The sequence below is a fragment of the Citrobacter sp. Cpo015 genome, assembly GCF_030333035.1.
GTDB lineage: Bacteria > Pseudomonadota > Gammaproteobacteria > Enterobacterales > Enterobacteriaceae > Citrobacter > Citrobacter portucalensis.
Genome location: NZ_JAOWGS010000038.1, coordinates 45,118 through 70,087 on the forward strand (window position 1 = coordinate 45,118; position 24,970 = coordinate 70,087).

At 51.3% G+C, this 24,970-nt stretch carries 28 protein-coding genes; 10 read left to right on the forward strand and 18 right to left on the reverse strand.

Translation table 11 applies throughout. From position 1 onward, the window contains the following. Window positions 1-245: 245 nt before the first annotated feature. The 5 genes from yqaB (at window position 246) to OGY67_RS21450 (ending at window position 5,252) form a co-directional block, all read left to right on the forward strand. A complete protein-coding gene (gene yqaB, locus OGY67_RS21430; protein ID WP_008785616.1) occupies window positions 246-812 on the forward strand; it encodes a fructose-1-phosphate/6-phosphogluconate phosphatase in 567 nt (188 codons plus the stop codon). Continuing rightward, the gene (locus tag OGY67_RS21435; protein WP_284960996.1) at window positions 809-1,237 is read left to right on the forward strand and encodes a YqaA family protein; all 429 of its coding nucleotides are present in this window, start codon (window positions 809-811) and stop codon (window positions 1,235-1,237) included. Before yqaB ends, OGY67_RS21435 begins: the two co-directional genes overlap by 4 nt. 77 nt (window positions 1,238-1,314) lie before the next feature. Continuing rightward, window positions 1,315-2,871 (forward strand): glutamate--cysteine ligase, encoded by a 1,557-nt coding sequence (gshA, locus tag OGY67_RS21440; protein ID WP_032944711.1) that lies wholly within the window; start codon window positions 1,315-1,317, stop codon window positions 2,869-2,871. A 149-nt stretch (window positions 2,872-3,020) separates the two neighbouring features. Next, window positions 3,021-3,536, forward strand: a complete 516-nt coding sequence (gene luxS / locus OGY67_RS21445) for an S-ribosylhomocysteine lyase (protein WP_003037312.1) — start codon at window positions 3,021-3,023, stop codon at window positions 3,534-3,536. A gap of 345 nt (window positions 3,537-3,881) precedes the next feature. Beyond that, complete coding sequence (locus tag OGY67_RS21450; protein ID WP_234096569.1) at window positions 3,882-5,252, forward strand: carbohydrate porin; 1,371 nt, start codon at window positions 3,882-3,884, stop codon at window positions 5,250-5,252. 48 nt (window positions 5,253-5,300) lie between these two features. Here the strand turns inward: OGY67_RS21450 and emrB are convergent, their stop codons facing one another. The 14 genes from emrB to OGY67_RS21520 form a co-directional block, all read right to left on the reverse strand. Next, a complete protein-coding gene (emrB, locus tag OGY67_RS21455) occupies window positions 5,301-6,839 on the reverse strand; it encodes a multidrug efflux MFS transporter permease subunit EmrB (RefSeq protein ID WP_003825966.1) in 1,539 nt (512 codons plus the stop codon). A 16-nt stretch (window positions 6,840-6,855) separates the two neighbouring features. After that, complete coding sequence (emrA, locus tag OGY67_RS21460) at window positions 6,856-8,028, reverse strand: multidrug efflux MFS transporter periplasmic adaptor subunit EmrA (protein WP_003825968.1); 1,173 nt, start codon at window positions 8,026-8,028, stop codon at window positions 6,856-6,858. 129 nt (window positions 8,029-8,157) lie between these two features. Then, entirely contained in the window at window positions 8,158-8,688 is a 531-nt protein-coding gene (emrR, locus tag OGY67_RS21465) for a multidrug efflux transporter EmrAB transcriptional repressor EmrR (protein ID WP_003037300.1), read from the reverse strand. A 90-nt stretch (window positions 8,689-8,778) separates the two neighbouring features. Next, window positions 8,779-9,114: an L-valine transporter subunit YgaH gene (ygaH, locus tag OGY67_RS21470; protein WP_003825969.1), complete on the reverse strand. Its 336-nt coding sequence runs from the start codon at window positions 9,112-9,114 to the stop codon at window positions 8,779-8,781. Beyond that, window positions 9,104-9,841, reverse strand: a complete 738-nt coding sequence (locus OGY67_RS21475; RefSeq protein WP_048236632.1) for an AzlC family ABC transporter permease — start codon at window positions 9,839-9,841, stop codon at window positions 9,104-9,106. The genes ygaH and OGY67_RS21475 overlap by 11 nt, the downstream gene beginning before the upstream one ends. A gap of 122 nt (window positions 9,842-9,963) precedes the next feature. Beyond that, window positions 9,964-11,148, reverse strand: coding sequence for an MFS transporter (locus tag OGY67_RS21480; RefSeq protein ID WP_071445458.1), 1,185 nt, complete (start codon window positions 11,146-11,148; stop codon window positions 9,964-9,966). Window positions 11,149-11,338: 190 nt separating this feature from the next. Further along, window positions 11,339-12,334 (reverse strand): glycine betaine/L-proline ABC transporter substrate-binding protein ProX, encoded by a 996-nt coding sequence (gene proX, locus OGY67_RS21485; protein WP_043017315.1) that lies wholly within the window; start codon window positions 12,332-12,334, stop codon window positions 11,339-11,341. A 189-nt stretch (window positions 12,335-12,523) separates the two neighbouring features. Continuing rightward, entirely contained in the window at window positions 12,524-13,588 is a 1,065-nt protein-coding gene (gene proW / locus OGY67_RS21490) for a glycine betaine/L-proline ABC transporter permease ProW (RefSeq protein ID WP_008785611.1), read from the reverse strand. Further along, a complete protein-coding gene (gene proV / locus OGY67_RS21495; protein WP_003825980.1) occupies window positions 13,581-14,783 on the reverse strand; it encodes a glycine betaine/L-proline ABC transporter ATP-binding protein ProV in 1,203 nt (400 codons plus the stop codon). Before proV ends, proW begins: the two co-directional genes overlap by 8 nt. A gap of 354 nt (window positions 14,784-15,137) precedes the next feature. Then, window positions 15,138-16,097 carry a class 1b ribonucleoside-diphosphate reductase subunit beta gene (gene nrdF / locus OGY67_RS21500; RefSeq protein ID WP_048215699.1) on the reverse strand — a complete coding sequence of 320 codons (960 nt, stop codon included), beginning with the start codon at window positions 16,095-16,097 and terminating at the stop codon, window positions 15,138-15,140. Between the two features lie 10 nt (window positions 16,098-16,107). Further along, complete coding sequence (gene nrdE, locus OGY67_RS21505) at window positions 16,108-18,252, reverse strand: class 1b ribonucleoside-diphosphate reductase subunit alpha (RefSeq protein WP_286574484.1); 2,145 nt, start codon at window positions 18,250-18,252, stop codon at window positions 16,108-16,110. Next, window positions 18,225-18,635: a class Ib ribonucleoside-diphosphate reductase assembly flavoprotein NrdI gene (gene nrdI, locus OGY67_RS21510; protein ID WP_267452023.1), complete on the reverse strand. Its 411-nt coding sequence runs from the start codon at window positions 18,633-18,635 to the stop codon at window positions 18,225-18,227. The genes nrdE and nrdI overlap by 28 nt, the downstream gene beginning before the upstream one ends. Then, the gene (nrdH, locus tag OGY67_RS21515; protein ID WP_032944700.1) at window positions 18,632-18,877 is read right to left on the reverse strand and encodes a glutaredoxin-like protein NrdH; all 246 of its coding nucleotides are present in this window, start codon (window positions 18,875-18,877) and stop codon (window positions 18,632-18,634) included. Before nrdH ends, nrdI begins: the two co-directional genes overlap by 4 nt. A gap of 280 nt (window positions 18,878-19,157) precedes the next feature. Continuing rightward, the gene (locus OGY67_RS21520) at window positions 19,158-19,589 is read right to left on the reverse strand and encodes a carboxymuconolactone decarboxylase family protein (protein WP_003825991.1); all 432 of its coding nucleotides are present in this window, start codon (window positions 19,587-19,589) and stop codon (window positions 19,158-19,160) included. Window positions 19,590-19,679: 90 nt separating this feature from the next. On the opposite strand from OGY67_RS21520, the gene pdxR reads away from it, so the two are divergent. Both pdxR and OGY67_RS21530 read left to right on the forward strand, forming a co-directional pair. Further along, on the forward strand, window positions 19,680-21,014 hold the full coding sequence (pdxR, locus tag OGY67_RS21525) for a MocR-like pyridoxine biosynthesis transcription factor PdxR (protein ID WP_286574485.1): 1,335 nt from the start codon (window positions 19,680-19,682) through the stop codon (window positions 21,012-21,014). A 123-nt stretch (window positions 21,015-21,137) separates the two neighbouring features. After that, entirely contained in the window at window positions 21,138-21,488 is a 351-nt protein-coding gene (locus OGY67_RS21530) for a DUF2002 family protein (protein ID WP_003037262.1), read from the forward strand. Window positions 21,489-21,524: 36 nt separating this feature from the next. On the opposite strand, the gene alaE is transcribed toward OGY67_RS21530, so the two are convergent. Beyond that, window positions 21,525-21,974 (reverse strand): L-alanine exporter AlaE, encoded by a 450-nt coding sequence (gene alaE / locus OGY67_RS21535; protein ID WP_003037259.1) that lies wholly within the window; start codon window positions 21,972-21,974, stop codon window positions 21,525-21,527. Between the two features lie 557 nt (window positions 21,975-22,531). Between alaE and stpA the strand changes: the two genes are divergently transcribed. Then, window positions 22,532-22,933, forward strand: a complete 402-nt coding sequence (gene stpA, locus OGY67_RS21540) for a DNA-binding protein StpA (RefSeq protein WP_008785604.1) — start codon at window positions 22,532-22,534, stop codon at window positions 22,931-22,933. 36 nt (window positions 22,934-22,969) lie between these two features. On the opposite strand, the gene OGY67_RS21545 is transcribed toward stpA, so the two are convergent. From OGY67_RS21545 to OGY67_RS21555, 3 genes are all read right to left on the reverse strand, one after another. Further along, entirely contained in the window at window positions 22,970-23,149 is a 180-nt protein-coding gene (locus tag OGY67_RS21545) for a GDFGVC terminal motif YodC-like protein (protein ID WP_003825999.1), read from the reverse strand. A 90-nt stretch (window positions 23,150-23,239) separates the two neighbouring features. Next, entirely contained in the window at window positions 23,240-23,767 is a 528-nt protein-coding gene (locus OGY67_RS21550) for a rhodanese family protein (RefSeq protein WP_032944694.1), read from the reverse strand. Window positions 23,768-23,776: 9 nt separating this feature from the next. Next, window positions 23,777-24,076 carry an ArsR/SmtB family transcription factor gene (locus tag OGY67_RS21555; protein ID WP_057067657.1) on the reverse strand — a complete coding sequence of 100 codons (300 nt, stop codon included), beginning with the start codon at window positions 24,074-24,076 and terminating at the stop codon, window positions 23,777-23,779. Window positions 24,077-24,259: 183 nt separating this feature from the next. Here OGY67_RS21555 and OGY67_RS21560 point away from each other — a divergent pair, with 183 nt between their 5' ends. Both OGY67_RS21560 and lysM read left to right on the forward strand, forming a co-directional pair. Further along, on the forward strand, window positions 24,260-24,418 hold the full coding sequence (locus OGY67_RS21560; protein ID WP_003037242.1) for a YqaE/Pmp3 family membrane protein: 159 nt from the start codon (window positions 24,260-24,262) through the stop codon (window positions 24,416-24,418). Between the two features lie 95 nt (window positions 24,419-24,513). Next, the gene (gene lysM, locus OGY67_RS21565; RefSeq protein WP_003037241.1) at window positions 24,514-24,963 is read left to right on the forward strand and encodes a peptidoglycan-binding protein LysM; all 450 of its coding nucleotides are present in this window, start codon (window positions 24,514-24,516) and stop codon (window positions 24,961-24,963) included. Window positions 24,964-24,970 lie beyond the last annotated feature (7 nt).

A 24,970-nucleotide genomic window follows, 5' to 3' on the forward strand; every position in this document is an offset into this window, starting at 1 on the left:
AGCTCAGCTGGATAGAGTACTCGGCTACGAACCGAGCGGTCGGAGGTTCGAATCCTCCCGGATGCACCATCTTCTCCGAGATAACAGCGAAACTGTTTTTTCATGGTCTGCGAGATAATCGGCAGCACCATCTCCCCCTCAAATCATTTCCACATACTCTCTGAACACCCCTCAATTCGCTGTCAGCGACAAAATCAATCAATTACGATAAAATAACGTCTGGTCACTCGGCTTGTGAGAAGACGATGTACGAACGTTATGCGGGTTTGATTTTTGATATGGATGGTACCATCCTGGATACCGAGCCTACGCATCGTAAGGCGTGGCATGAGGTATTGGGGCATTATGGACTACGGTTTGATGAACATGCCATGGTCGCTCTCAATGGTTCCCCAACGTGGCGTATTGCGCAATCGGTAATTGAATTAAACCATGCCGATCTTGATCCTCATGCACTGGCACGTGAAAAAACTGACAAGGTGAGAAGCATGCTGCTGGATAGCGTCCAGCCTTTGCCGTTGGTTGATGTCGTGAAAGCCTGGCATGGTCGTCGTCCTATGTCGGTAGGTACGGGTAGTGAAAGCGCAATTGCAGAAGCGCTGCTCGCTCACCTTGGTCTGCGTCACTATTTTGATGCTGTAGTCGCAGCCGATCACGTACAACACCATAAACCGGCTCCTGATACGTTTTTGCTTTGTGCCGAACGTATGGGGGTTGTTCCGGCTCGTTGCGTCGTGTTTGAAGATGCCGATTTTGGAATACAGGCGGCGCATGCCGCGGGAATGGATGCCGTGGATGTCCGGTTATTGTGAGTGATGGACTGTCGCTCCTGTCACTGTTTGCCAGCAGTTTTCTCAGTGCCACGCTATTACCCGGCAATTCTGAAGTTATTCTGGTTGCTTTGTTGGTTTCCGGGGTCAGTCATCCCTGGGTCTTAGTCTTAACAGCAACAATGGGTAATAGCCTTGGAGGGTTAACTAACGTTATCCTTGGGCGTTTCTTTCCATTGCGTAAAACATCGCGCTGGCAAGAAAAAGCCACTGGCTGGCTGCGGCGCTATGGCGCTGTCACACTATTATTAAGCTGGATGCCGGTTGTGGGGGATTTGCTGTGCCTGTTAGCCGGGTGGATGCGCATCTCGTGGGGCCCAGTTCTCTTTTTCTTATGCCTTGGCAAGGCGCTGCGCTATGTTGTTGTCGCAGCGGTTACGACACAAGGCATTATGTGGTGGCACTAATTGTGTTGTGGGATAGCCTTCAGGGTAACCAATACCATTATGCTAATTAAAACGACTTTGACAGGCGGGAGGTCAATTTGATCCCGGACGTATCACAGGCGCTGGCCTGGCTGGAAAACCATCCTCAGGCGTTAAAGGGGATTCAACGTGGTCTGGAGCGCGAAACGCTGCGTGTTAATGCAGATGGGTCATTAGCAACAACAGGCCATCCTGAGGTGTTAGGCTCAGCGCTAACGCATAAGTGGATAACCACTGACTTTGCCGAAGCATTGCTGGAGTTCATTACTCCTCCCGGTGACGACATTGAGAAAATGCTCACGTTCATGCGCGACTTACATCGTTATACCGCAAGAAACCTTGGCGACGAGCGTATGTGGCCGTTGAGCATGCCTTGCTATATTGCCGAAGGTCAGGATATCGAACTGGCACAGTATGGTACGTCGAATACCGGTCGCCTGAAGACGCTGTACCGTGAAGGCCTCAAAAACCGTTACGGCGCGTTGATGCAGACAATCTCGGGCGTACACTACAATTTCTCGCTGCCTATGGCTTTCTGGCAGGCGAAATGCGGTGTAACCGAAGGTGAGGATGCAAAAGAGAAGATCTCCGCGGGCTACTTCCGTCTGATCCGCAACTACTACCGTTTTGGTTGGGTGATCCCGTATTTGTTTGGTGCCTCTCCGGCCATTTGTTCCTCATTCCTGCAAGGAAAACCGACAACTCTGCCGTTTGAAAAAACCGACTGTGGGATGTATTACCTGCCGTACGCAACGTCGCTGCGTCTGAGTGATTTGGGCTATACCAATAAGTCGCAAAGCAATCTCGGAATTACGTTTAACGATTTGCATGAGTATGTGGCAGGATTAAAGCGCGCGATTAAGACGCCTTCCGAGGAGTACGCGGCGATCGGTCTGGAGAAAGACGGTAAGCGTCTGCAAATCAACAGCAACGTTCTGCAGATTGAAAATGAGCTGTATGCGCCTATTCGCCCGAAACGCGTCACTCGTCGTGGTGAAACGCCATCAGATGCGCTTCTGCGTGGCGGTATCGAGTACATCGAAGTACGCTCGCTGGATATCAACCCGTTCTCGCCTATCGGCGTGGACGAGCAGCAGGTGCGCTTCCTCGATCTGTTTATGGTCTGGTGTGCGCTGGCTGATGCCCCGGAAATGAGCAGCGATGAATTGCTGTGTACGCGTAAAAACTGGAATCGCGTGATTCTCGAAGGGCGTAAGCCTGGGCTGACGTTAGGTATTGGCTGTGAAACAGCCCAGTTCCCGCTGCCGAAGGTTGGGAAAGATTTGTTCCGCGATCTGAAACGCGTGGCACAAACGCTGGACAGCATCGATGGGGGAGAGGAGTATCAGAAGGTCTGTGATGAACTGGTTGCCTGTTTTGACAATCCTGAACTGACTTTCTCTGCCCGGATCCTACGGTCTATGATTGATGAAGGCATTGGCGGCACGGGCAAAGCGTTGGGTGAGGCTTACCGAAATCTGCTGCGTGAAGAGCCGTTAGAAATAGTGCAGGAAGCTGAATTTATTGCTGAAACCGAGGCTTCAAAGCGTCGTCAGCAGGAGATCGAAGCGGCTGATACTGAGCCGTTTAGCGTGTGGCTGGAAAAGCACGCTTGATACAAAAGAAAAAGGCCACTCGGGAGTGGCCAAAATTTCATCTCTGAAAACAGGGATGATGATAACAAATGCGCGTCTTTCATATACTCAGACTCGCCCCGGAACAAAGAGTTCAGATTATTTTTAAAAAATTTATCGGAGGTGGCTAAATGCCGTTGTTAGATAGTTTTACTGTCGATCACACCCGGATGGAAGCTCCCGCGGTCCGGGTTGCAAAAACGATGAACACCCCGCATGGCGACGCAATCACCGTGTTTGATCTGCGTTTCTGCATTCCGAACAAAGAAGTGATGCCTGAGAAAGGTATCCATACGCTGGAACACCTGTTTGCAGGTTTTATGCGTAACCACCTTAACGGTAACGGCGTTGAGATTATCGATATCTCTCCGATGGGATGCCGTACCGGCTTCTACATGAGCCTGATTGGTACGCCGGACGAACAGCGCGTAGCCGACGCGTGGAAAGCGGCAATGGCGGACGTGCTGAAAGTACAGGATCAGAACCAGATCCCGGAGCTGAACGTTTACCAGTGCGGTACGTATCAGATGCACTCTCTTAGCGAAGCACAGGATATCGCGCGTCATATTCTGGAGCGTGATGTACGCGTGAACAGCAATGAAGAGCTGGCGCTACCGAAAGAGAAACTGCAGGAACTGCATATTTAGTCTTATTGATTAGCTGTTCCAGTATTTAAATTAACCCCGGCTTATGTCCGGGGTTTTTTATTTCTTAATATAATGTGTGTTTATTATATTTGCGGCGAGAATATATTTTAATTTAAATGATGCCTGACCTGTTAAATAATAAAATGTGATCTGGCAAACAGAAAAAGGTGGATAATTAACGATGCCAGAGTGTATTGATCACATAAACTAAAAAACATAAATAATTAATAGAAAAACATAATGGAATGCGCCAGATATCCGGGTAATAACAAGACTCTTTTAATAGCCGGTAGATAGGGTTTTTATCAAATCTTATCTGGTATACATTAAACTTTAGGGATGAAAATGAAGGCTAAATATTTGGCGCTGATGATCGGTGCTTGCTTTTCTCATAACCTTTGGGCAGCAAATAATATCACTATTGAGCAGCGTCTGGCTGAACTGGAGCAACGTGTTGTTAATGCCGAAAAACGGGCATCCGATGCCGAGGCACAAATTCGCTCGCTGAAGCAGCAGCAGGTCGCCGCTACGCCGACGGTGAATGTCCAGTCTGCCGAGCCGATTGCAGCAGGTGAAACTCCGCCTAAGCTGACATTATCTGGCTTCAGCGATATTAAGTTCTATGGCGATGTCGAATTTAATATGGATGCGGCAAGCCGTTCCGGTAGCCTGACATCGACGAGAACGTCAGCGAATAAAGATTGGGCACCAGGAACCAATGAACGCTGGGATATTAACGGACGCCTGTTGCTGGGTTTTGATGGCTACCAGCGGCGGGACAACGGTAATTTTGCAGGGTTCTCGGTACAGCCTCTCGCGGACCTGACCGGAAAAATGAACCTCGATGATGCCGCTTTCTTCTTTGGTCGTGAGAATGACTGGAAAATTAAGGTTGGTCGTTTTGAAGCCTACGATATGTTCCCGCTGAATCAGGATACGTTTGTTGAATATTCGGGGAATACAGCGAACGATCTCTACAGTGACGGTTACGGCTACATCTATATGATGAAAGAAGGACGGGGACGTAGCGACAGCGGGGGTAACTTCCTGCTGAGCAAAACCATCGACAACTGGTATTTCGAAGTTAACACATTGCTGGAAAATGGCAGTACGTTATATACCGAGAAGCAGTACCACGGAATGGATTTAACCAACGATAAAAACGTGGCTTACGTCCGTCCGGTTATTGCCTGGCAAAATGGGCGTTTTTCAACGGCGATAGCGATGGAAAGTAACGTCGTTAACAACGCCTACGGTTATTACCAAAATGGGACGTGGATCGATCAGTCAGATCGTACGGGCTATGGTTTTACCATGACCTGGAATGGTCAAAAAACGGACCCGGAAGATGGCGCAGTGATTAACCTGAATACCGCCTATATGGATGCGACCGATGAGACAGATTTTACCGCTGGGGTGAATGCGTTGTGGCATCGATTTGAACTGGGTTATATCTATGCGCATAACAAAATCGAAGCCTTCAATGCTACCAATATCGATGCCGTTTGTGAGGACGATTGCTGGATCACCGATCCCGGCAATTATGACATTCACACTATTCATGCCTCATATTTATTCCCCAATGTGATGGATATGAAAAACTTTAACATCTACCTCGGTGCCTATGCTTCATGGGTAGAGGCCAATCCGAATAATGGTGATAACAGCGAAGATGCGCGTTACGGCGGGCGTCTGAGATTCAAATATTACTTCTGATTGTAGGTCTAATAAAAAAGGGATCCGCAGATCCCTTTTATCAGATAGTTAGTGTGCGCCACCGCCGCCGCCGCCCGCACCGAAGGGCGGTTTGGCGAACCACACCAGGCCAAGCAGGACCAGGAAGATCCCCGCCGACATCCAGAAGATTTCGTTAGCGGATATAATCAGCCCCTGATTAGTGATCTGCTGAGCTATCCAACCTGAAGCCTGCTGGTGCGTCATCCCTAAATCTTGCAGCTTATCGTACATAGCCTGTGCATTTGGGTTGTAGGGGTTAACAGATTCCGTTAGCTGCGCATGATGCAGCGACTCGCGGTTTGTCCACATTGTCGTCGTAATCGATGTGCCAATGGAACCTGCCAGCGTTCGCGTAAAGTTCGACAAGCTGGATGCCGCCGCCAGACGCTCGGGCGGCAAGCCGGACAACGTAATGGTGGTTAGCGGCATAAAGAAGCAGGCTACCGCGAACCCCTGAATAAACTGCGGCCAGGCCGATGCGCCAAAGTCCATACCCGGCTCGAACGTCCACGCACGCCAGTAGAAACAGACGGCGTACATAATAAAACTGAACGTTACCAGCCGACGCATATCCAGCTTGTGCGCGAAGCGGCCGATAATCGGAGACAGGATCACCGGAATCACCCCAACCGGCGCTGACGCCAGACCAGCCCAGGTTGCCGTATAGCCGTATACCTCCTGCAACAGCTGCGGCAGCAGTACGATTGCGCCGAAGTAGAGCATATAGGCCAGACTGATACACAGACAGCCGATGGTAAAGTTGCGCGACTTAAACAGCGAGAGATCGACAATGGGGTGCTCGTCGGTAAGCTCCCAGACGATCAGGAAGCTGATAGCGACAACGGCGACCACCGTCAGGATGATAATCTCCTGCGAGGCGAACCAGTCCAGCTCTTTGCCGCGGTCGAGCATAATCTGCAAACTGCCGATACCGATGACCAGCAGTGCCAGACCAATGGCGTCAATGCGCCGCTGCTCGGTTTTGGTTTCCCGACCGCGCAGGGTTTGCAGTGTCATCAATACCACCACAGCCCCGATTGGCACGTTGATAAAAAATATCCAGCCCCAGTGATAGTTGTCGCTGATATAGCCCCCAAGAATAGGACCACATATCGGGGCAACAATCACCGTCATCGACCATAGCGCGAGGGCGATGGAACGCTTGGCGGGTGGATAGTTATTCAGCAACAGGCTCTGTGACAGCGGAATTAATGGACCGGCGACAATACCCTGAATTACGCGGAAGAAAATCAGCATGTTCAGGCTGGTGGACATCCCGCATGCCCATGACGCAATGACGAAGGCGATAGTTGACCACATAAAGAGTCTTACTTCGCCAAAGCGTTTTGCCAGCCAGCCGGTGATCGGAATAGAGATAGCGTTCGCCACCCCGAATGAGGTGATCACCCAGGTTCCCTGGCTCAGTGAAGAGCCGAGGTTCCCGGCGATAGTGGGGATCGCCACGTTAGCAATGGTGGAGTCCAGCACCTGCATGAATGTCGCCAGGGACAGCGCGATCGTCATAATGACGAGCTGCGCGCCTTCCAGCGGTTTTTGCTGTTGCATCACACGCACCTTTGAATTAGCCCGCGTTGGCCCGCACGATCTCTTCGATCATCTTATTGACCGGAGCAAGGTTGATTTCACGTGCATTACTTTCTGATACCGGCGTGGTACGAACCTGGCTTGCCAGAATTTGTCCGTCACGATTTGAGGTATCTACCGTAACCAGCGTAGACAAACCAATACGTAATGGATGCTGTGCCAGTTGCTGCGCATCCAGCTCGATACGTACCGGCAGACGCTGGACGACTTTGATCCAGTTGCCGGTTGCGTTCTGCGCTGGCAGCAGGGAGAAGGCGCTGCCCGTACCCATATCGAGACCGACAACTTTACCGGTATATTTTACGTCATCGCCGTAAATATCGCTGATAACGGTCGCCGGTTGGCCGATACGCATGTGCGCGAGCTGTGTTTCTTTGAAGTTGGCATCTACCCACAGGTTAGTGGCCGGAACAACTGCCATCAGCGGCGTGGTTGGGCTAATTTGTGCACCAGGCTGTACGGCACGACGGGATACATAACCGGTCATTGGGCTGACAATTCTGGTACGTTCCAGCGCCAGCCAGGCATTGCGCACTTCGGTGGCAGCCTGTTGCACAGCGGGTTGATCTTCCAGCTTGCTACCCAGAATCATCGCCTGGTTAGCATTATATTGTTGGATCGCGACATCAAGCTGGGCCTGAGCGCTGGCGACGGCATCACGAGCGTGTTGCAGCTCTTCGCGGCCAATCAGGTTGGCATTGCCCAGCGGAACTCGGCGATTAAAGTCGCTTTGTGCCTGCGCCAGTGCGGTTTTCTGCACTTCAATGCTTGCCTGTAACTGCTTGCTGTTGATCATCAACTGGTGCGTCTGACGCACGCTGGAAGCCAGCGCAGTTTTGGCTTTTTCAAATGCCTGCTTTGCGTCTGTCTGGTCGAGGGTGACCAGCACATCGCCTTGTTTTACAAAGTCAGTGTTATCAGCCCAGACTTTCGTCACGCTGCCTGATACCTGAGCCATGATTTGAACCTGGTTCCCTGCCACGTACGCATCGTCTGTCTCTTCGACATGACGAAGTACTAAAAACCAATAAATCCCATATGCCACGGCAATGATAATAAAGAGCAAGGTCAGAAGGAGTAGCATACTTTTACGTTTGCCATTCTTCTTGACCGGTTGCTGCGGGGTTTGAGTCTCCGCATTTGCGCTCATGTTGTTCTCCACGATCTTATTTTTTTCACATCGGCTGAGCCGACCTGTTTATCAGACAGGCCAGCAGTATGCGTGCTGGCCTGTCGGTTTTTTCATTTATAAATCTGGATTTCTGAGCGAGTCAGCGCGTTAGCGCAGCGCTTCTAACACCGCGCCATCCTGCTCCATCTGATCGAGACGGGTCAGAAGTTTACGGGTAATTTGCTCAAGCTGATCTTTTTCGGTGGTGCTAAGAGACGACCAGAGCTGATGCAGGCAGTTATGCTGAGGCGGTAACACCTCTTGCAAAAAAGCATGGCCTTTCTCGGTCAATTGCAGATGCAGACAGCGGCGATCGTTATCGCTTTCACGACGTTCGATCCAGCCACGTTTTTCTAACTCATCCGCAATGCGGGTAGCGTTAGTGCGTGACGAGCCAAGCGCGCAACTCAGTTCAGAAGGCTGAATACTGTGGTTTTCCTGAGACTCCAGCGTAATCAACGCCATAAACAATGTCTCGTTAATCCCTTGAGCTTTCAGCATCTTATTGCGGTTTTCCAGCAACTTACCCTGCATGTGCATACAGAGGCGAGTCAGAAGCACTTCCTGATAAGGGAACTCTTCGTAGCGGCTGGCGCGAAATTTTAGCATTTGTTCAATGGGCGTAAACGAACTATCCATTTGGGTATAACCTCATTAATTTCAGCCGATATAGTAACGACAGTGACAAATAAAGTAAATGTATTATTTCTTTAAAATGATTGTTTTTATCTATAAGCCAACAAGCATTTTCCAGGCTAATCCATAGCCCAGAGCACTCAGTAACGTTGGAATGATGATGCTGCGGGTCTTATAGAAGCTTGCGCCCAGTATGACAAACCCCACCAGCGTAGGCACGAACCGACGAGCGTCGTGCATAACTTCTGGTGCGGTAGACACCACCAGCAGGGCGCAAATAGATGCAATGCCAATAGTGTCGAGTAGTATGCCCGTCGCGCCGCGCTTCGTCGGGCGAACATTGCCTACCCCAAGACGGAGTGGCAAATAGCGAAAACAGTAATTAACGCAGCCGACCAACAGGCCAAGTAGCAGAACCTCATAGCTCATCAGGACCTCCCTGCCAAAATGACTGGATGAGCGCCGTCAGGCATCCGCAGACAATACCTGCAAGGATAGCTGCAGGTATGGAAAACAGCATGACGCCAGCCAGCGCCCCGGCCAGGGAGGCAGTCACGCAGAGCGCTTGTTTACGTTGGAATGACGCGAGCAGGAAGCTCATAAACAGCGCCGGGAGCATGAATCCCAGTGCCGCTTCAACCGCCGGGTAATCCTTGAGTAAACCACTGCCGGAAAACGCGCCGATCACCGTACCAAACACCCAGGAGGCCCAGGAGCACAGTGCGATGCCGATCATCCAGTTTTCACTCCAGCGCCGATTATCCCGGACCAGTTTTGCCGTTGCGGCGGCAAAGACTTCATCGGTAAGGCCAAAAGCCCACAGTGCACTTTTGGGTTTACTCAGTCGCTGGGCTATTCGGCTGCGCAGGGAAGGGCCGTACAAAACATGGCGGACATCCATGGCCATGACGGTAAGGGCGGCGACCCACAGCGAACTGCCCGCAGCGAGCATGGTGGTAATGACAAACTGGCTGGCTCCCGCATAGATAATGCAGGAGAAAAAGACGCTTTCAATCGGCGTAAAGCCAAGGCGAGTGGCATTGAGACCAAATGCAAAAGCGACCGGAATATAGCTGATGACTATTGGCAGGCTGTCTTTGAATCCTTCCGTTAACGTTGCCGAACAGGATTCAGACTGGGGTACAGGGCTTTCCATAGGGTTATAGGTTTCATTACCGAAATTAATATAACTTGGCTCAATGAGTTATAACCTTAGCAGACTGATGGGCTCCTTAACACCCTGTGGAGCCCAATCAGCGGTAAACATGCACTATACGCTTAATTTACGGCTTCCTGACGGTGAAAACCTCGCCACCAGACCACCAGGTTGAGTACGGCAACGGTCGTACCCGCCAGACAAACGCCAGCCCAACCAGCATGCTGCCAGGCGGAGGCTGAAATTAGCGAACCTGCCGCTCCGCCAATAAAATAGCTGGTCATGTATCCGGCGGTCAGGCGATTACGCGCATCCGGATGAATGCGATAGATAACCGTCTGGTTGGTGATGTGTACTCCCTGAACGGTGAGGTCCAACACCAGAATACCGATAATCAGCATGGGGACGGAAGCGTGCCCAAGCCAAATAGCAAGCCAGGAGAGCAGCAGTAATAGCAGCCCAATGGTTGTGGTCAGGTGGGATTTACCTTTATCGGCAAAACCGCCCGCCGGACGTGCGCCTAATGCCCCTGCGGCACCCGCCAGACCGAACAGACCAATCATTCCTTCCGAATAGTTAAACGGCGGCGCGGCGAGCAAAAACGCCATCGAGGTCCACAGGATACTGAAATTGGCAAAAGTCAGGCAGCCCAGCATCGCGCGGGTACGCAGCAATTTATCGTGAATAAACAGGCTGAATACCGAGCCTAACAGCTGAGGATAGTTAAGATGAGTATCGGATTTCATCTTCGGCAGGCCGCGCCACAGAGCAACCGCCATCAGCGCCATTAATACTGATGCGACCCAAAATACGGTGCGCCAGCCGCCAAGATTCGCCAGTAATCCCGCCACGGTGCGCGCCAGCAGAATACCCAGCAGCAGGCCGCTCATAATCGTGCCGACAACTTTCCCGCGCTTGTCCGGTGTGGCAAGCGTTGCCGCCAGCGGAACCAAAATCTGTGCCACTACCGAGAACAGTCCGGTCAGGGCAGTACCGAGAATCAGCATACCCAGCGACTGGCTGCTGGCGGTGATCAGCATGCCGCCAGCCGCGAGCAATGTCATGGAGACAATCAGCATCCGACGTTCAAACATATCGCCAAGCGGCACTAAGAACAGCAGGCCGGCAGCGTAGCCGAGTTGGGCCGCAGTGACGATAAACCCTGCGGTACTGGCAGATAGCGAAAAGTTGCGCGCGATGGTGTCGAGCAGCGGCTGCGCATAATAGTTACTGGCGACGGCGAGGCCGGTGGCAATAGACATTAACAGGATCAGCGAAGGGCTAAGTCCCTGAGTAGTTTTCGTCATTGTTTTCAACTGAGTAATGGGTTGCAGAAAACAATCATAACGGAAGTGATTAAATGTTGCTGATTTGTTGAGTGATGGATTGTGCGATTGGAGGAAGGAGGATAGGCCGGATTAGGTGCATCGCGCTACCATCCGGCATGTATGCGGTTACTGGCCTGATGGCACTACACTCATCAGGCCTGCGAGTGGGTTATTTCTGCGCGGCCAGCGCTTCGTTCACCCAGCCGTCAAACTGCTGCTGGTGGGCTTTGATCCAGCCGTCAACGTGACCCTGTACGTCGGCTTCAGACGCTTTCCCGTCGTGCATCATTGCGTTCTGCGCGTTGATATCCGCCAGCGGCAGCTTCATGATGGCAAACAGTTTCGCCGCAGCCGGGTTTTTCTCCGCCCAGGCTTTATTGGCGACAATATGCATAGTGTTCACCGGGAAGCCGTAGTTGGCGCCGTTTGGCAGTTTGGTATCAATATCTTTCTGCTCACCTGGCAGGGAAGAGAACGGCACCTGCAGCCAGACCACATCTTTACCAGGTTTCATTACGTCGCTCACCCAGTACGGTGTCCAGGTGTAGTAAAGAATGGGTTTACCTTCTTTGAAGCGGGTAATGGTGTCGGCCATCATCGCCGCATAGTTACCGTGGCTGACCTCGACGGTTTTTTCCAGATCGAAAGCTTTGTTCTGGTGGTTGATTACGGCTTCACAGCCCCAGCCCGGTGAACAGCCCATCATATCGGCTTTTCCGTCACCGTTGGTGTCAAAGATTTTGGCGATCTTCGGATCTTTTAACTGGGCGATATTGGTGATTTTATACTGCTCAGCGGTTTTCTTGTCGATCAGATAACCCTGTGCGGCACCCGTAACGAATACCCCCTCGCGATAAAACTTTTTGTCTCCGCCCGCAGCGGCGTACATATCATCATGAAGCGGCTGCCAGTTCACGGCGGTAAAAGTTGCATCGCCAGAGGCAATGGAGGTATAGCCGACGTTGTAGTCAACTTCGCTGGTTTTGTTAACGGTGTAACCCAGTTTCTCCAGCGCACGGGCGACTAACTGCGTCTGGAAGGATTCTTCAGAGATAGTGCTCTGGATTGGCTGTACGGTGATGCCTTTGCCCGGCAGGTCGGCAGCGAAAGTGCTGGTGGAGACAAGGGTGGCAAACGCTGTGGCAATAATTATTTTCTGTCGCATCGTTGTTCCTTATTGCACTTCATCCTTCAAGCTGCCTCTTTGTTGGCTGCACTCATGCACCCCAGTCACGTACTACTTGTACGCTCCTGGGGATACATTCGTTTACCGCCGCGATGCAACTTGAATGATTTTGTGCAAGTTAATGAATTGTAGGCCCGGTAAGCACAGCGCCACCGGGCAACGGGTGAATTACTTCGTGAAAGGGCGAGTGATAAGCCCAATGGGACCGGTGGTGTACCAGCGACGGTTGCCACGACTACGCGAGTCGCGACCGACGGCCTGCGTCAGGCGGTCGAGAATGATAGCGAGGATCACAATCCCAACCCCGCCGACGGTGGCAAGCCCCATATCCAGACGACCGATTCCGCGCAGAACCATCTGACCCAGTCCGCCGACGGCAATCATCGACGCGATGACGACCATTGAGAGTGCCAGCATCAGCGTCTGGTTAACCCCAGCCATAATGGTGGGCATTGCCAGCGGGAGCTGCACTTTAAACAGCATCTGACGCGGGCTGGCGCCAAACGAGCGCGAGGCTTCAATCAGATCGGCTGGCACCTGGTTAATCCCCAGAATAGTCAGACGCACGATTGGCGGCAGGGCGAAGATAATCGTCACCACTACGCCCGGGACGTTACCAATACCGAACAGCATGACAATCGGCACCAGATAGACAAACGCGGGTGTGGTTTGCATGGCGTCCAGCAGCGGGCGAACAATTTTTGCTGCCCGTGGACTGCGCGCCAACCAGATCCCCATCGGCAGACCGATCACCACGCAGAACAGCAGCGCGGTCAACACCAGCGCCAGGGTTATCATGGCCTGCGACCACGCGCCGATGGCACCGATGGCAATTAAGGAAATCAGCGTAGCAACGCCCATCCCCACGCCGGAAATCTGCCAGGCAATCAGCGCGAACAGGATAATCGCTACCGGGGCTGGCATACCTAACAGCAGCTGTTGAAAGCCGTTGAGAATGTAATCCACCGGGACACGAATGCCCTGGAAGACCGGACGGAAATGGGTAACGACCCAGTCGATCCCCTCTGTGACCCAACTGTCGAGCGGGATCAGCGTTTTATGGAACGGATCCATAATATTGAAATGCTCTGGTGCCGGCGCGGGTGCGCTGGTCAGCCAGTCCGCGCCACCACCGTCAGTGGGTGCGCCTGATGGCGTACTCCAGGCATCAGCATTTTGTGCGGCACTGTCGGCCGCTGGTGTGGTGTCCCACGGATTAGTTTGATCAGCCATTGTTTACCCCCTCACGATCTAAAGCCTGTAACAGCATGCGTTTTGAAATGACGCCCACATACTGCTGTTCCTCATCTACAACCGGCACCGCGCACGGGGCCTGACCGACATGAGAAAGCAACTCGCTGAGAGGGGTTTGTGCATCTACGGCTAACGGCTCATCGATCAATGCCGCTTCAATACCTTGCGCCTGACTTAACGCTGTTTTTAATGAGTCGATAGAGACAACGCCAACGAATTTATTGCCGCGTTCGATCACGTAACCATATTCGCGATCTTTGTCCTGCAATAATTGCAGCGCAGAACGTGGACCCACCCCGGGGTTTTTACGAATCAAACCTTCGGGACTACGGCGTGAAATATCTTTCGCGCTAAAGACCTGGCTAATATCGACGCCACGGAAGAAGGTGCGTACATAATCATTGGCCGGATTATTCAGGATTTCATCTGGCGTGCCGACCTGGACCACTTCACCGTTTTGCATAATGGCAATTCTGTCGCCAATGCGCATGGCTTCGTCGAGGTCATGCGATATAAAGACCACGGTGCGTTGATGCTTCGCCTGTAGTTTTACCAGTTCATCCTGCATCTCAGTACGAATTAATGGATCGAGGGCTGAGAAGGCCTCATCCATTAATAAGATGTCAGGGTTAATGGCTAATGCGCGGGCGAGGCCTACACGCTGGCGCATGCCTCCGGAAAGTTCATCTGGGTAGCCGTGAGCATAATTCTCCAGACCAACCTGGCGCAGCGCATCTAACGCTTTTTCACGACGTTCATCCGCACCTACGCCGGCTAATTCCATGCCGAATGCCGTATTGTCGAGAACCGTCATGTGCGGCATCAGGGCAAAGGACTGGAACACCATCGCAATCTTTTTTCTGCGCACCTCGCGAAGCTCAGCATCGGATATCCGGGCGATGTCTACGCCGTCAATCAATACCTGCCCGCGGGTGGGTTCAATCAGGCGATTGAGAAGGCGTACCATTGTGGATTTACCCGAACCGGATAATCCCATGATGACAAATATCTCGCCTTCTTCAATGGCCAGACTGGCGTTCTTAACGCCAAGCGATAGCCCCGTTTTATCCAGAATCTGCTCTTTTGAAAGTCCTTTTTCAATATATTTGAAGGCTCTCTGGGGATGCTCTCCAAATATCTTATAGAGATTTTTAACTTCTAATTTAATTGCCATGCAATAGAATGATTCCTGTTATTTGTTTATATCGATATATTACCTGATGGAAATAGTGACCTTTTTCTACCCTAACATACTGAGAATCTGAGACAACCCTGAATTTGGTTGTGGCATGAATATTGCCAAAGGCCAAGTGGCGGGACTTCCCGTGATATAAGGGCTGAGCGCGAATGTGAACGGGTTAATATTTTTTGTAAATGGCAATGAAAAATCGCCTGAATTGCTGGAATGCAGGCGAATAATGCGGCTGATATTGAGTGTAGATCACACAATTATATTTGCACGACAAAAGTGTGATCCTGTTAAAATATTTCCGCGAAAAATGTACGGTATTTCCCGTGAAAATGAGCGCTAGAAATTCCAGTCGTCATCTTCTGTTTCGACCGCTTTTCCCATCACATAAGATGAACCGGAACCCGAGAAGAAATCGTGGTTTTCATCAGCGTTGGGCGACAGCGCGGCAAGGATTGCCGGGTTAACCTCCGCCATTTCAGGCGGAAATAGCGCCTCATATCCCAAATTCATTAATGCCTTATTGGCGTTGTAACAAAGGAAGGCTTTGACGTCATCCACCCAGCCGGTTTCTGCATACAACTCTTCCGTATAACGCGCTTCGTTATCATACAATTCCATCAGTAGGTCAAAGGCAAAATTCTTTAACTCCTCGCGTGCGGATTCGGAAATATGCTCCAGACCTTTTTGATATTTATAACCAATGTAATACCCATGAACCGCTTCATCACGAATGATCAGACGAATGAGATCGGCGGTATTGGTCAATTTGCCGCGGCTGGAAAAATACATTGGCAACCAGAAGCCAGAATAGAAGAGGAAGGATTCCAGAAACACGCTGGCTATTTTTTTCTTCAACGGTTCGTCGCTGGCGTAATGTGTCAAAACGATCTGCGCTTTGCGCTGGAGTGGGGTATTTTCCTCACTCCAGGCGTAGGCAGCATCCACGTCTTTGGTCTGGCAAAGGGTAGAGAATATTGAGCTGTATGAACGGGCGTGCACCGCCTCCATAAAGCTGATATTCGACAGCACCGCCTCTTCATGCGGCGTTAACGAATCAGCCATTAACGCTGGCGCTCCGGCAACATTCTGAATGGTGTCGAGCAGCGTCAGCCCGGTAAAAACGCGGATTGTTAACTGCTGTTCGGCGGCGTTCAACGTTTGCCAGGCCGGAATGTCATTGGAGAGCGGGACCTTTTCCGGGAGCCAGAAGTTACTGGTCAGACGGTTCCATACCTCAAGATCTTTATCATCCTCAATCTTGTTCCAGTTGATGGCGCTCACGCGGGATAATGTCATTTTCTCCTCCTTACAGCGCGCATGACACGCAGCCTTCGATTTCGGTGCCTTCCAGCGCCAGCTGGCGTAGTCGGATGTAGTACAGGGATTTGATGCCCTTACGCCAGGCGTAAATCTGCGCTTTATTGATATCGCGCGTGGTGGCGGTATCGGGGAAAAAGAGCGTCAGTGAAAGCCCCTGATCGACATGGCGCGTTGCTTCAGCATAGGTATCAATGATTTTTTGTGGGCCGATCTCATAGGCATCCTGATACAAGGCCAAATTCTCATTGGTCATAAACGGGGCAGGGTAGTAAACGCGCCCGGTTTTGCCCTCTTTGCGAATCTCCACTTTCGACACGATCGGGTGAATGCTTGACGTGGCATGATTGATGTAAGAGATAGAACCGGTGGGTGGAACCGCCTGTAAATTCTGGTTATAAATGCCGTAGCGCATCACATCTTCACGCAGCTGTGACCACATCTCGCGCGTCGGCAGCGTAATGCCGCTGGCGGCAAACAGCGTGCGAACCTTGGCGGTTTTTGGTTGCCAGTCGCCCTGCAGATACTGGTTAAAATACTCGCCGCTGGCGTAGCGCGACTGTTTGAATCCGGCAAAGGTTTGACCGCGCTCGCGGGCGATCTTCATTGACGTATTCAGCGCATGCCAGGTGATGGTATAGAAATAGAGATTGGTGAAATCCAGCCCTTCCGGCGAACCGTAGGCGATCCCTTCCCGCGCCAGATACCCGTGCAGATTCATCTGCCCAAGACCAATCGCGTGCGACGCGCTGTTTCCGGCCTCAATCGAGGGCACGCTGCGGATATGGCTCATGTCCGAAACGGCGGTTAAGCTACGAATCGCCGTTTCCACGGTACGACCAAAGTCGGGTGAATCCATGGTGTGGGCAATGTTTAACGAGCCGAGATTGCAGGAAATATCGTGCCCGGTCTGCGCGTAATTGAGATTTTCATCGTAGGTGGAGGCACTGTTAACCTGCAAAATCTCCGAGCACAGGTTGCTCATATTGATCCGACCGGCAATCGGATTGGCGCGATTCACCGTATCTTCAAACATGATGTAAGGATAGCCAGACTCAAACTGGATCTCTGCCAGCCGCTGGAAGAAATCGCGGGCGTTAATGAATTTTTTGCGCACACGTTCGTCGGCAACCAGTTCGTCATACCGCTCACTCACGGCGATATCACCGAAAGGTTTGCCGTAAATCCGTTCCACGTCATACGGTGAGAACAGCGCCATTCGGGCATTTTCTTTCGCCAGTTGAAAGGTAACATCCGGGATCACCACGCCAAGCGAGAGCGTTTTGATGCGGATTTTCTCGTCGGCGTTTTCGCGCTTGGTATCGAGAAAACGTAAAATATCCGGATGGTGTGCGTGCAGATACACTGCCCCCGCACCCTGACGTGCCCCGAGTTGATTCGCATAAGAAAACGCATCTTCCAGCATTTTCATTACTGGGATCACCCCAGATGACTGGTTCTCAATGCGCTTTATGGGCGCTCCTGCCTCGCGCAGGTTGGAGAGCAAAAATGCCACGCCGCCGCCGCGTTTGGAGAGCTGAAGTGCGGAGTTGACCGCCCGACCAATAGACTCCATGTTGTCTTCAATACGCAACAGGAAGCAGGAGACCAGCTCACCGCGTTGCTGTTTGCCGCAGTTTAAAAAGGTTGGTGTGGCGGGCTGAAAGCGCCCGGAGAGCATTTCATCGGTCAGCTGCATCGCGAGCGTTTCATCGCCCTGCGCCAGCGTGAGCGCCACCATCGTGACCCGATCCTCAAAGTCTTCGAGATAGCGCTTACCGTCGAACGTTTTCAGCGTATAGCTGGTGTAGAACTTCCATGCGCCGAGGAACGTCTGGAAACGGAATCCGCTGGCGTGGGCGTGATCGAATAGCTTCAGCACGAACGCGCGATCGTAGCGGGCTAACACGCTGGCATCGTAATAGCCTTCATCCACCAACGTTTCCAGGCGCTCCTGCTGGCTGGCAAACGCCACCGAGTTTGGGCGGACGTGGGTGGCAAAGAAGGCCTCCACCGCCTGATGGTCTTTGTCGAACTGAATGCGCCCGGCTTTATCGTACAGATTCAGCATGGCGTTCAGGGCGTGATAATCCGGCGTTGGCTGCATTACACGTTCTGCGGTTGTCGTTGCCAAAATTCGCTCACTCCTTTTCGAACGTTGTCGATATCGCTTTGGGTGCCCATCAGCTCAAAGCGATAGAGCCACGGCACGCCGCATTTTTGTGAGATGACATCACCCGCGCGACCGTAGGCGTCACCGAAATTACGATTGCCGGAGGCGATCACCCCACGGATTAACGCCCGGTTGTGCGTATCGTTTAAAAAGCGGACCACCTGTCTTGGGACCGCGCCAGCAGTGCCGCCGCCGCCGTAGGACGGCACGATTAATATGTAAGGTTCGTCTACCCGGATCCGCTCGCGTTCGTTAAGCGGAATGCGGATGGCTGGCAGCCCCAGACGCTGCATAAAGCGGTGCGTATTTTCGGAGCTGCTGGAGAAGTAGACGAGCTGACTCATGCGCTGGCCACACGGTGTTCCGGATGCAGACGGTTGATCATGTCCGGACGAAACCCTGACCAACTGGTTTCACCCGCGACCACGACCGGTAGCTGGCGAAACCCTTGATCGCGCAGGCTATCAGCCAAATCGGGTTGTAAATCGACGTTTACCATCTCAAAGTCAAAACCACGGCTTTCCATTGCCCGTTTGGTGGCGTGGCACTGAACACAGTTATTGCGAGTGTAAATAATAATGCTCATGATTCGTATTTCCATTTAAAAATAAAGGATCGGCGCGATAGAGGGCGTCGGGTTGTGTGTGTCCTGATAGGAAAGATACTAGATGTAGTTTTAAAAAGATTCAACCATACAAGATATGGGAATTTTAGATTGATAATGAGCAAGGTGATGAGCGTGGCGGGGCAAGTGGTATGTACCATCGCAGGTTGCCGGATGGCGACGTGTCGCGTCTAATCCGGCCTACAGGAAAGTACTTCCTTGGCCGGATAAGGCATTTATGCCGCCATCCGGCAGCGCAAAATCACATGCGCATCCCCACCGCCAGACGGTTAAAGCAGTTCATCAGACTAATGGCAAATGTCAGGTCGCTAATTTCTTTCGCGCTGAAATGGTCTAGCAGCGGCAGATAAACGTCATCTTCGGCGTGAGTAGTGGCAATCTGGGTGACCGATTCGGCCCACGCCAGCGCCGCACGTTCCTGCTCGCTGAAGTGGTGACTCACCCGCCAGCCTGCCAGTGCGTCCAGTTTGGCCTGCGCAACACCGGATTTGCGCAGTGCTTTACTGTGCATTTCCAGACAAAAGGCGCAGCCATTGATTTGCGAGACCCGCAGGTAAATCAGTTCCGTCAACGTAGGTTCCAGCGCGCAGTTTTCCAGCGCTTGGCTTGCCTGAACCAGAGCGTTATAGATTTCAGGACTGAGTTCGTAATAGGGCTGGCGTAACATTGTCATGGTATTTCTCCTCGTTTGGATGACCCGCAATGTAGCACTATAATGGACTGCAACAGAGAGCCATATTGTTGCCAAAAAAGCAGACCATAAATGCCACGTTATCAGCAAATCGCCCGTCAGTTAAAAAACGCAATTGAGAAAGGTGAACTCAAGCCCGGTACCAGATTGCCCTCCAGCAGGACCTGGGCCCAGGAGCTGGGAGTATCACGCTCGACGGTGGAAAATGCCTATGCAGAGCTGGTGGCGCAGGGCTGGCTCGCGCGGCGTGGACAGGCAGGAACGTTTGTCAGTGAGCAACTGCGACCAGAAAGGGCGCCTGCATCGCCTGCCATCTTCGCCGGAGAAAATCCCAGACCGCAACTATTTCAGATGGGATTACCCGCACTCGATCTTTTTCCGCGTGAAGTCTGGGCACGGGTGATGGGACGGCGTTTACGCACCCAAACGCGTTTTGATCTGGTGGTGGGCGATGTATGTGGTGAACGGGTGTTACGCCAGGCAATTGTTGATTATCTGCGCGTTTCACGCAGCATTGAATGCCAGCCAGAGCAGATTTTTATCACTTCAGGCTATGCGGCATCAATGACGTTAATCCTGCGCGCTCTGGCGCATCCCGGTGAGGGAATGTGGGTCGAAGATCCCGGTTTTCCGCTGATCCTGCCCGTGGTGGCTCAAGAACGCATTGAATTGATGCCGGTAGCGGTGGATGCCGATGGTCTGGATGTCAGCGCCGGGATCCGCGACTACCCGCAGGCGCGTTTTGTACTGCTCACTCCCGCACATCAAAGCCCTCTGGGGGTAGCACTGTCTTTGGACCGTCGCCACCAGTTGCTGGAGTGGGCGACTCGTGCGCAGGCGTGGGTAATCGAAGATGACTATGACAGTGAATTTCGTTACCACGGTAAGCCGTTGCCGCCGCTAAAAAGTCTGGATGCGCCTCAGCGGGTGATTTATGCCGGAACGTTCAGCAAATCGATGTTTCCGGCTTTGCGTACGGCATGGCTGGTGGTGCCTCTGACCCAGGTTGAACGCTTTCGCCAACAAGCGGCGCTAACGGCCTGTAGCGTCCCGGTTCTATGGCAGCAAACGCTGGCGGATTTTATGCGAGACGGCCACTTCTGGCGACACTTAAAACGTATGCGACAGCATTATGCCGAACGACGACAATGGATGGAAAACGCCCTGACCGAACAAGGGTTTAGCGTCATTCCTCAGGAAGGTGGGATTCAACTGGTGGTGAGTGTAGACGGAGATGATATTGCGCTGGTGCGCAAAGCGAATCAGGCCGGGTTAGCGGTTCAGGCGCTAAGCCGCTGGCGAATAACGTCAGAAGGAAAGGGGGGAATATTGCTGTCATTTACCAATATCAGCACGGCGGAAATGGCGCAACAGGCGGCCTACCAACTGCGGTTGGCGCTGACATAAATCTGTACGGTTCTTAAGATATTCGTCTCATCGTGTTCACTCGTTTATGGACTTTTCTGAAAGCGTTGCTAATGCTGAATCAGGTAAGGTAAGCCCGCAGTAAAAGATAACGAGGAAAATAATATGTATTTACGACCTGATGAGGTGGCGCGCGTACTTGAAAAAGTGGGCTTTACCGTTGATGTAGTGACGCAGAAAACGTACGGCTATCGGCGTGGCGAAAATTATGTGTATGTTAATCGTGAAGCTCGCATGGGACGTACCGCATTAATTATCCATCCCACGTTGAAAGAGCGTAGCTCTTCGCTGGCGGAACCGGCAACGGATATTAAAACTTGCGATCATTACCAGCAATTCCCGCTGTATTTAGCCGGAGAGACTCATGAGCATTATGGTATTCCGCACGGCTTTAGCTCGCGTATTGCGCTTGAACGTTATCTGAGCGGGCTGTTTGGCGACGTTAATTCTAACTAATAACGCGACTGGCAGTGCCAGTCGCGAAGAAGCGTGTCAGGCTTTAGCCTGATGATAGCTGCTGACCTTAAACAAGCGGCGGCAATAATCAAGAAAGTAGCCATAGACAGCGCCCATCAGCATTGACACCACGATGTTCGAACTTACTGCAGCCGTAATCTGATGCCAGTCTGCGCCAACCGTCAGCAGAATAATCACATACACCGGCGACTGGAAGGTGACATAAGCCAGCACATCCGCCAGATTTTTTGCCCATCCTGCCTGCGTGGCTTTACGGGCCGCGCGCATGAACAAATCACGATACATGCCGTATGGCCACGCGATCAGTATGTTGACAGGGATAGCGACTAATCTGGAATACAGCGACTGTTCGAAGCTCATTCCAGAAAGGAATATTTCGATCAACATGTTCACGACAGAACAATAAACAACCATCGCGAACGTGTCTGCTACTGCATGACGCAAGCGTGACTGCGGAGAGAACATGTTAATGCTCCTTGTAAAAAGGGGAAAAAAGGTTTTGAATACCTTAACTGCTAGTGATTTGTCTTGCTGCTTTCGCGTTTTAATAGGATATCTGCCTGGATAATAACTAGCAACTAGCTGAAAATTTTTATTTATTGTCTTTTTGTCGATAAAATGCTCTGTAATGGTTTGTTTTTTGTTCGTTTTGGTGTTTTCGTTGCTGTGTTAATTAAAGTCTTTTTAGATCAAAGAGTTATTGTTGCTTGTTTTTCTGAATTTTTTGCGCTCCTTTTCTGAATGTTGACTGATGTGCAATATGTATACTCGTTGGTTCCACGAGATGCTGCGGCTTGTTTCTTAAGTGACGCGCTGAGATACCTTGCAGGTATATTCAAAGCTGCAATCAGGGTAATAGAATATATTGTCTGGGCGATAGCAGAATGGATGCTATAAATATCAGAGTTGGCTATTTGTTTAATGATAAACGAATAAATTAGACTGGAAATATAATAATTGGTTGCATACAATATTTAGCGTAATACCGTTTTTATGTTTTACGTTAAAGAGGTTTTGTTAATATGAGTTCAATGTTAAAAAACTTAAATAATATCCGCTCGCTGCGTGCAATGGCTCGTGAATTTTCCGTTGATGTACTGGAAGATATGCTTGAAAAATTCAGGGTAGTGACCAAAGAACGGCGCGATGAAGAAGAACAGCTACAGCGCCAACGTGCAGAACAGCAGGCAAAAATTAATGCCTTGCTGGCGCAGATGCAGGCAGACGGGATCAGCCCGGAGGAGCTGCTGAGCATAACACCTGCGACGGCACGTTCAGTTAAAAAACGCCAACCGCGCCCGGCGAAATATCGTTTTATCGATCTCAATGGTGAAACGAAAACATGGACCGGACAAGGTCGCACACCGAAGCCAATTGCCCAGGCGCTGGCTGCCGGTAAATCTCTTGATGACTTTTTGATCTAATTGCGAAGGCGGTGAGGAGATCCTCACCGCTTATTTTCAGCAAACGCCGAAATCACCCTCTTCGGTATATCGCGTGACATCAGCTGCTTTCAGCGTGAATTTATCACCGCTTTCATTACTGGCTTGTACCGCCACAATTTGATCGTCATTGACTTCAACAACCTTCAGTTTTGGACCGCCCATACGCGGTTGAACCAGATCGCCAGGTTTAAACATATTGTTGCGCTCCTTTATTTATCATTTATCGCAGAACTCACCATAGATCACGTCAACCGGCGGGTACAGTGCTGTTTCAATGATTACCGCTTAATGAGTACGTCGGTTCCAGGGCATGATGTCCAGTAATCGCGCCATACCGCAAAAGCCGGTTACGCCAGCGAGTATCAGCCCGGCGCCCACAAAACCGCTCAGCAGGAAGAAGGCGCTGCTAACGCTATAGCCCAGAATAACGCCGAGTAGGGCAAGGCTGCCTGCGGCTATCTGCACCTGACGCATCAGCGGTAACGGTTGTGAACTGTCTTTCGCCACCGGCAACCCTGCGGCTTTCCAGCCGTCAATTCCACCTTCCAGCAACCAGACCTGCGCGGGTGCGGCGATGGCGCTCAGTTTTGTTGCCGCATTTTGTGTACGTTTGCCTGACTGGCAGTGAAAAATCACCTGCTCGGCGCGTAAATTCGCTGGCAGCGATCCCTGCTCAAGCGCGGGTAATGGCGCCAGATGTGCCTCAGGAATATGCTCGTGCAGATACTCGTCAGCATCGCGGATATCAATCAGTTTTGCACCCTGCGCGACCAGTGTCTGCGCCTCGCGTGGGGAAATCGTCCCAATAGTCATGATGGCTCCTTATGGGCAATACAGTGTTTTTAATGTGGCGATCAGCGAATTCACGGCCGTATTTTTAATGGAGTAGAGGATGCGCTGGGCATCGCGCTGGCTTTCTATCAGACCTTCTTCACGCATACGCGCCAGATGCTGGGATGTGGCGGAAGGACTAAGGCCGGTAACACGGGCTAACTCACCCGCGCTGGTACCGGGTGAACCACAGAGCATGCACAAAATCAGCAACCGTTTCGGGTTACTCATCGCTTTTAGCAGGGCGGCAGCCTGTTCAGCGCTGGCCTGGAGTTGTTCAAGTTCAGTCATATGTATTTAAGCATTATCTAAATTAAGTGTATTCTAAAATAAGTAACCAACGTACGCCAGCGTAAAGAGCGTAAAGGAGGGTAAAACAGCCGCGGAATACTGGCAGAGTTGGGTAGAATGGCTACTCTTAGAGATAAAATCTCTTTTTAAACAATGATTAATTTTTGCTTGTAGGGAGTGTGCATGGGTTTCTGGAGAATCGTTTTTACTATTATTCTGCCCCCGCTTGGCGTGCTGCTGGGGAAGGGATTCGGCTGGGCATTTATCCTCAATATCGTTCTGACGCTGCTGGGCTACATTCCTGGTTTGATCCATGCCTTCTGGATACAGACGCGTAATTAATTCCTTTCAACTACGGCGCTTTGGCGCCGTTTTCTTTGTGCCCCTTTCTCCTCTGCTACACTTTTGGGTGTTGATTGTTAATTACCGAGGTGGATATGGGACTCTTCAATTTTGTAAAAGATGCAGGTGAAAAACTGTGGGATGCGGTCACTGGAAACCATGACACAGCCGATCTGGCAAAAAAAGTGCAGGAACACCTGAACAAAACCGGCATCCCTGATGCGGATAAAGTGGACGTGCAAATTAACGAAGGCAAAGCCACGGTTTCTGGTGATGGATTAAGTCAGGAAGCAAAAGAAAAAATTCTGATCGCGATTGGTAATATCTCTGGTATCGCCAGCGTAGATGATCAGGTTAAAACCTCTGCACCCGCGAGCGAAAGCCAGTTTTATACCGTGAAATCTGGGGATACCCTGAGCGCTATTGCCAAACAGGTTTACGGTAATGCCAACCTATATAACCAGATATTTGAAGCGAATAAACCAATGCTAAAAAGCCCGGATAAAATCTATCCTGGGCAGGTTTTACGTATTCCGGAACAGTAATGTTATT

Excerpts from the sequence above, each read along its gene's own strand:
- nrdF (WP_048215699.1), bottom strand. The coding sequence starts at position 16,097 with ATGACATTATCCCGCGTGAGCGCCATCAACTGGAACAAGATTGAGGAT.
- stpA (WP_008785604.1), top strand. The coding sequence starts at position 22,532 with ATGAGTTCAATGTTAAAAAACTTAAATAATATCCGCTCGCTGCGTGCA.
- OGY67_RS21475 (WP_048236632.1), bottom strand. The coding sequence starts at position 9,841 with ATGGAAAGCCCTGTACCCCAGTCTGAATCCTGTTCGGCAACGTTAACG.
- pdxR (WP_286574485.1), top strand. The coding sequence starts at position 19,680 with ATGCCACGTTATCAGCAAATCGCCCGTCAGTTAAAAAACGCAATTGAG.
- nrdI (WP_267452023.1), bottom strand. The coding sequence starts at position 18,635 with ATGAGTCAGCTCGTCTACTTCTCCAGCAGCTCCGAAAATACGCACCGC.
- proX (WP_043017315.1), bottom strand. The coding sequence starts at position 12,334 with ATGCGACAGAAAATAATTATTGCCACAGCGTTTGCCACCCTTGTCTCC.
- emrB (WP_003825966.1), bottom strand. The coding sequence starts at position 6,839 with ATGCAACAGCAAAAACCGCTGGAAGGCGCGCAGCTCGTCATTATGACG.
- alaE (WP_003037259.1), bottom strand. The coding sequence starts at position 21,974 with ATGTTCTCTCCGCAGTCACGCTTGCGTCATGCAGTAGCAGACACGTTC.
- OGY67_RS21480 (WP_071445458.1), bottom strand. The coding sequence starts at position 11,148 with ATGACGAAAACTACTCAGGGACTTAGCCCTTCGCTGATCCTGTTAATG.
- nrdH (WP_032944700.1), bottom strand. The coding sequence starts at position 18,877 with ATGAGCATTATTATTTACACTCGCAATAACTGTGTTCAGTGCCACGCC.
- emrR (WP_003037300.1), bottom strand. The coding sequence starts at position 8,688 with ATGGATAGTTCGTTTACGCCCATTGAACAAATGCTAAAATTTCGCGCC.
- OGY67_RS21550 (WP_032944694.1), bottom strand. The coding sequence starts at position 23,767 with ATGACTATTGGGACGATTTCCCCACGCGAGGCGCAGACACTGGTCGCG.
- OGY67_RS21530 (WP_003037262.1), top strand. The coding sequence starts at position 21,138 with ATGTATTTACGACCTGATGAGGTGGCGCGCGTACTTGAAAAAGTGGGC.
- OGY67_RS21520 (WP_003825991.1), bottom strand. The coding sequence starts at position 19,589 with ATGACAATGTTACGCCAGCCCTATTACGAACTCAGTCCTGAAATCTAT.
- OGY67_RS21555 (WP_057067657.1), bottom strand. The coding sequence starts at position 24,076 with ATGACTGAACTTGAACAACTCCAGGCCAGCGCTGAACAGGCTGCCGCC.
- proW (WP_008785611.1), bottom strand. The coding sequence starts at position 13,588 with ATGGCTGATCAAACTAATCCGTGGGACACCACACCAGCGGCCGACAGT.
- yqaB (WP_008785616.1), top strand. The coding sequence starts at position 246 with ATGTACGAACGTTATGCGGGTTTGATTTTTGATATGGATGGTACCATC.
- OGY67_RS21560 (WP_003037242.1), top strand. The coding sequence starts at position 24,260 with ATGGGTTTCTGGAGAATCGTTTTTACTATTATTCTGCCCCCGCTTGGC.
- ygaH (WP_003825969.1), bottom strand. The coding sequence starts at position 9,114 with ATGAGCTATGAGGTTCTGCTACTTGGCCTGTTGGTCGGCTGCGTTAAT.
- luxS (WP_003037312.1), top strand. The coding sequence starts at position 3,021 with ATGCCGTTGTTAGATAGTTTTACTGTCGATCACACCCGGATGGAAGCT.
- emrA (WP_003825968.1), bottom strand. The coding sequence starts at position 8,028 with ATGAGCGCAAATGCGGAGACTCAAACCCCGCAGCAACCGGTCAAGAAG.
- OGY67_RS21545 (WP_003825999.1), bottom strand. The coding sequence starts at position 23,149 with ATGTTTAAACCTGGCGATCTGGTTCAACCGCGTATGGGCGGTCCAAAA.
- OGY67_RS21450 (WP_234096569.1), top strand. The coding sequence starts at position 3,882 with ATGAAGGCTAAATATTTGGCGCTGATGATCGGTGCTTGCTTTTCTCAT.
- proV (WP_003825980.1), bottom strand. The coding sequence starts at position 14,783 with ATGGCAATTAAATTAGAAGTTAAAAATCTCTATAAGATATTTGGAGAG.
- lysM (WP_003037241.1), top strand. The coding sequence starts at position 24,514 with ATGGGACTCTTCAATTTTGTAAAAGATGCAGGTGAAAAACTGTGGGAT.